General features: G+C 52.5%; 3 protein-coding genes. All 3 read right to left on the minus strand.

Translation table 11 applies throughout. From position 1 onward, the window contains the following. The coding region (gene cyoB, locus RTY00_RS20720; protein ID WP_312665932.1) for a cytochrome o ubiquinol oxidase subunit I at nucleotides 1-1,775 on the minus strand (1,775 nt) is incomplete at its 3' end. A 4-nt stretch (nucleotides 1,776-1,779) separates the two neighbouring features. Further along, nucleotides 1,780-2,706: a cytochrome o ubiquinol oxidase subunit II gene (gene cyoA / locus RTY00_RS20725; protein ID WP_008103941.1), complete on the minus strand. Its 927-nt coding sequence runs from the start codon at nucleotides 2,704-2,706 to the stop codon at nucleotides 1,780-1,782. Between the two features lie 435 nt (nucleotides 2,707-3,141). Beyond that, the coding region (locus tag RTY00_RS20730; protein ID WP_312665935.1) for an AmpG family muropeptide MFS transporter at nucleotides 3,142-4,335 on the minus strand (1,194 nt) is incomplete at its 5' end.

The raw sequence follows: 4,335 nt of genomic DNA on the forward strand, positions 1-4,335 counted from the left end.
GCTGCGCCGCTGTTTTTCGGCATATGAATTTCTTCATATTTTTCTGGCTGCTTGTACGCTTCGCCTTTCTCTTTCATTTCCCAGAACGCATCGCGCTCGTGGATATGCGGGATAACAGCAAAGTTGTAGAACGGCGGCGGTGAAGAGGTTGCCCACTCCAGCGTACGTCCACCCCACGGGTCACCGGTCAGATCGCGGTTCTGGTCGCGGTCACGCACAGAAACGTAGAACTGGGTAATCTGGCACAGGATACCGCAAGCGATCAGCGCCGCACCGCCTGCTGCAACGACCAGCAGTGAGTGGAACTGAGGATCGATGTCCTGGCTGATACGACGCGTCATACCCATGAAGCCCAGCGCATACAGCGGCATAAATGCCACGAAGAAGCCGATGATCCAGAACCAGAACGCGCGGATGCCCCATTTTTCATTCAGCGTGAAGCCGAATGCTTTCGGGAACCAGTAGGTTACGCCAGCCATACAACCGAACACCACACCACCGATAATCACGTTATGGAAGTGTGCGATCAGGAACAGGCTGTTGTGCAGAATGAAGTCCGCACCCGGAACCGCCAGCAGAACACCTGTCATACCACCGATCGAGAAGGTAACCAGGAAGCCGATGGTCCACAGCATCGCTGAGTGGAACTCAACGCGACCCTGATACATGGTGAACAGCCAGTTGAAGATTTTCACGCCGGTCGGGATAGCGATGATCATCGTCATGATACCGAAGAAGGCGTTTACGTTCGCGCCCGCACCCATGGTGAAGAAGTGGTGCAGCCAAACGATGAACGACAAGACGGTAATCGCGATGGTCGCCCACACCAGAGAGGTGTAACCGAACAGACGCTTTTTAGAGAAGGTAGCAGTGACTTCAGCGAAGACACCAAACACCGGCAGAACCAGGATGTACACTTCCGGGTGACCCCAGACCCAAATCAGGTTGACGTACATCATCATGTTACCGCCCATTTCATTGGTGAAGAAATGGAAGCCAAGGTAACGGTCAAGCGTCAACAGTGCCAGCGTAACGGTCAGTACCGGGAACGCAGCGATGATCAGGACGTTAGTACACAGTGATGCCCAGGTGAATACCGGCATTTTGAACAGGTCCATGCCCGGTGCACGCATCTTCAGAATGGTAACGAAGAAGTTGATACCGGTCAGTGTCGTACCGATACCGGACAGCTGGAGACTCCAGATCCAGTAATCGACCCCGACGCCAGGACTGTACTCCGCACCCGAAAGCGGCGGATATGCCAACCAGCCGGTCTGTGCGAACTCGCCCACACCCAGAGAGATGTTCACCAGGATCACACCGATCGCGGTAAACCAGAAGCTCAGGTTGTTCAGGAACGGGAAGGCAACGTCACGTGCACCGATTTGCAGCGGTACCGCGATGTTCATCAGACCTACCACGAATGGCATCGCCACGAAGAAGATCATGATCACGCCGTGAGCGGTGAAGATCTGGTCGTAGTGGTGCGGCGGTAGTATGCCGGCTTCCCCAGCGGAAGCCATCACTTGTTGGGTACGCATCATTACCGCATCGGCAAAGCCGCGCAGCAACATGACGAAAGCCATGATGATGTACATGATACCCAGTTTTTTGTGGTCGATGGAGGTGAACCATTCTGACCACAGGTACTGCCACTTACCAAAATAGGTAATCGCAGCAACCAGTGCCAGACCACCTAAAATGATAGCGGCGACCGTAACCACGATAATGGGTTCGTGGTATGGCACTGCATCCAGTGTTAATTTTCCGAACATCGTATTATTCCTCGGCTCCCGCGGAAGCGGCGTGACTCATGTCCATGCCTTTATGCTCTGGCATGTCCATCTTCCCGTGGCTCATCTTGAACTTATCAATAACTTGCTTGAACAGTTCTGGATTCGTCGTAGAGAAATATTCCACCGGGTGATTTTCGCTTGGCGTAGCCAGTTTCTCGAAATCATCCATGGTGTTCAGCGCGTTAGGTGCCGCTTTAACTTTGGCAACCCACTGCTGGAATTCCGCATCGTCTTTAGTTGCAATGGCTTTGAACTTCATGCCAGAGAAACCACGACCACTGAAGTTCGCAGAGATACCGTCAAATGTTCCTGGCTCGTTGGCGATCAGATGCAGTTTGGTCTGCATACCGGCCATGGCGTAGATCTGGCTGCCGAGAGTAGGAATAAAGAAGGAGTTCATCACGGAGTTGGAGGTGATCTTGAAGTTCACCGGAGTGTTTGCCGGGAAGGCAATCTGGTTAACGGTTGCAATACCCTGTTCCGGGTAAATGAACAGCCATTTCCAGTCCAGTGCCACTACGTCGATCTCAACCGGTTTAACGTCAGAAACCAGCGGTTTGCTCGGCTCCAGCGCGTGGGTTGATTTCCAGGTCAAAACGCCGAGGAATATAATGATCAGGATCGGAATGGTCCAGACCACGGCTTCCACTTTGTTCGAGTGTGACCAGTTAGGGCTATAAGTTGCGTTAGTATTGGTTGCCCGATATTTCCAGGCAAAGAATACTGCCATGAAGACTGCCGGGATAACGACGATCATCATCAAGCCGAAAGCTGTCAGAATCAACGAACGTTGCTCCAGTGCAATCTGTCCTTTGGGATTTAACAACGCACTATCGCAGCCACTGAGTAATACAGCGCCTGCAATTAATGACAAAATCCCCAAACTTTTATTGTATTTACTGAGTCTCATTTAACGACCTCAATGACAAAGGGCTCTATTGTCGTTTAAGTGTGCGCGCATTTTACGGGAAGGTTTATGCAGTGTAAACCAGCTTAAGGATGTGTCAGAAGGCTGTTGACACCTTTTGCTAAGGGTGTCACAGATGTTACGCAGGGTGACAAATTATTAACTGCGACAAGCAGTTGGCATCAATATAACAAAAACCAATGGTAGAAACCGCAGAAAAATCAGGGAAAGTATAAACCGTACTCTTAATACTCATTTATTTAACAATTCTGCATCATTTCAGCGATGTCTTTTATACAAAGTAATTGCGCACCGGATTTAAATATTCGCCAGTAGTTGTTAATTTAATGTTTCTAATTCGCTTTAAAAAAAATGCTATTGGTAAAATCGGCGACTGATATTTTTTAGCCGATTATTTCGTCACGGAAATTGGCTTACTTAACCCAGATTTTCCCGCGCCGCTTTTTTTAATGCCAAACTATCCAAAATAACCCCGAGTGCGACAGCCAACAGCGCAAATGCCATTCCGGCTTCAAACATTGGCGTGAGCAGCGCATTGATCTGCAAAACTCCGCTGGCATTGAGTGCTAATGCCAGCAGCCACAATGCCAGCAAGCCGCAGCCGATGCTGAACAGACGCACCGTCCAGCGGTAACCTTGCGGCCACAAGCTGCGCATCACAAACTCCCCGCTCTGCTGCATGCTGTGCAAGGTACCGCGACACAGCCACAACAGCAGCAATCCCGGTACGCCAGCAAACACGGTGAAGGCATAGAAGGTCGGCCAGCCCCATAGTTCAACCAGCCAACCGGCGGCGGGACCAACGTAAACACGGCCCACGGCGGAGAGGGCAGAGAGCAGCGCGAACTGCGTTGCTGAGAAGGATTTGTTGCACAGCGTCATCAACAACGCGACAAAGGCCGCAGTACCCATGCCGCCGCACAGATTTTCAATAAACACCGCGCTTGCCATGCTCCACAAGTGCGGTGGCGTCACCGCCAGCAACCAGTAAGCAAAGTTCGACACCGCTTGCAGCACGCCGAAAATCATCAGGGCGCGGAACAAACTCAGGCGCTGCATCAGCACGCCGCCGTACAGCGCGCCGATGATGGTGGCCAGCAGGCCAAGCGTTTTGTTCACCAGGCCGACATCGCCAGCACTAAAACCGACGCCGCGAATCAGGAAAGTGGTGGTGAGCGAGGCGGCAAACGCATCGCCAAGCTTATAAAGGATAATCAGCGTGATCAGCAGCCATGCGTTGTTACGCTGGAAAAAGTCTTTTAGCGGGAATGTCACAGCCTGGCGAAGCGAATGCGGTTCGCGCGCCGGCATCTCCGGCTCTTTCGCCAGCAAGGTGGCGATCAGGCCCGGCACCATTAACAGCGCCATCAGCCAGTAAGTGGCTTGCCAGCCGAGATAGCGATCCGCTAACCACAGCGCCAGCCCGCCCGAAATCAACATCGCCAGACGATAGCCCAGCACGGTAATCGCCGCGCCGCTGCCGCGCTCTTCCGGCGGCAGTACATCGGTTTTCCAGGCATCAAACACGATATCCTGCGAGGCCGAACAGAAGGCAACCAACACTGCGAGTGCTGCCAGCAGCGTCAAGTCACGCGATGGCTGCATAAAGCC

Origin of the sequence: Pantoea sp. CTOTU49201, assembly GCF_032054795.1 — a bacterium.
Classification (GTDB): Bacteria; Pseudomonadota; Gammaproteobacteria; order Enterobacterales; family Enterobacteriaceae; genus Pantoea; species Pantoea symbiotica.

Bases quoted from the DNA above. Each gene is read 5' to 3' on its own strand.
- cyoA (WP_008103941.1), bottom strand. From the start codon at position 2,706: ATGAGACTCAGTAAATACAATAAAAGTTTGGGGATTTTGTCATTAATT.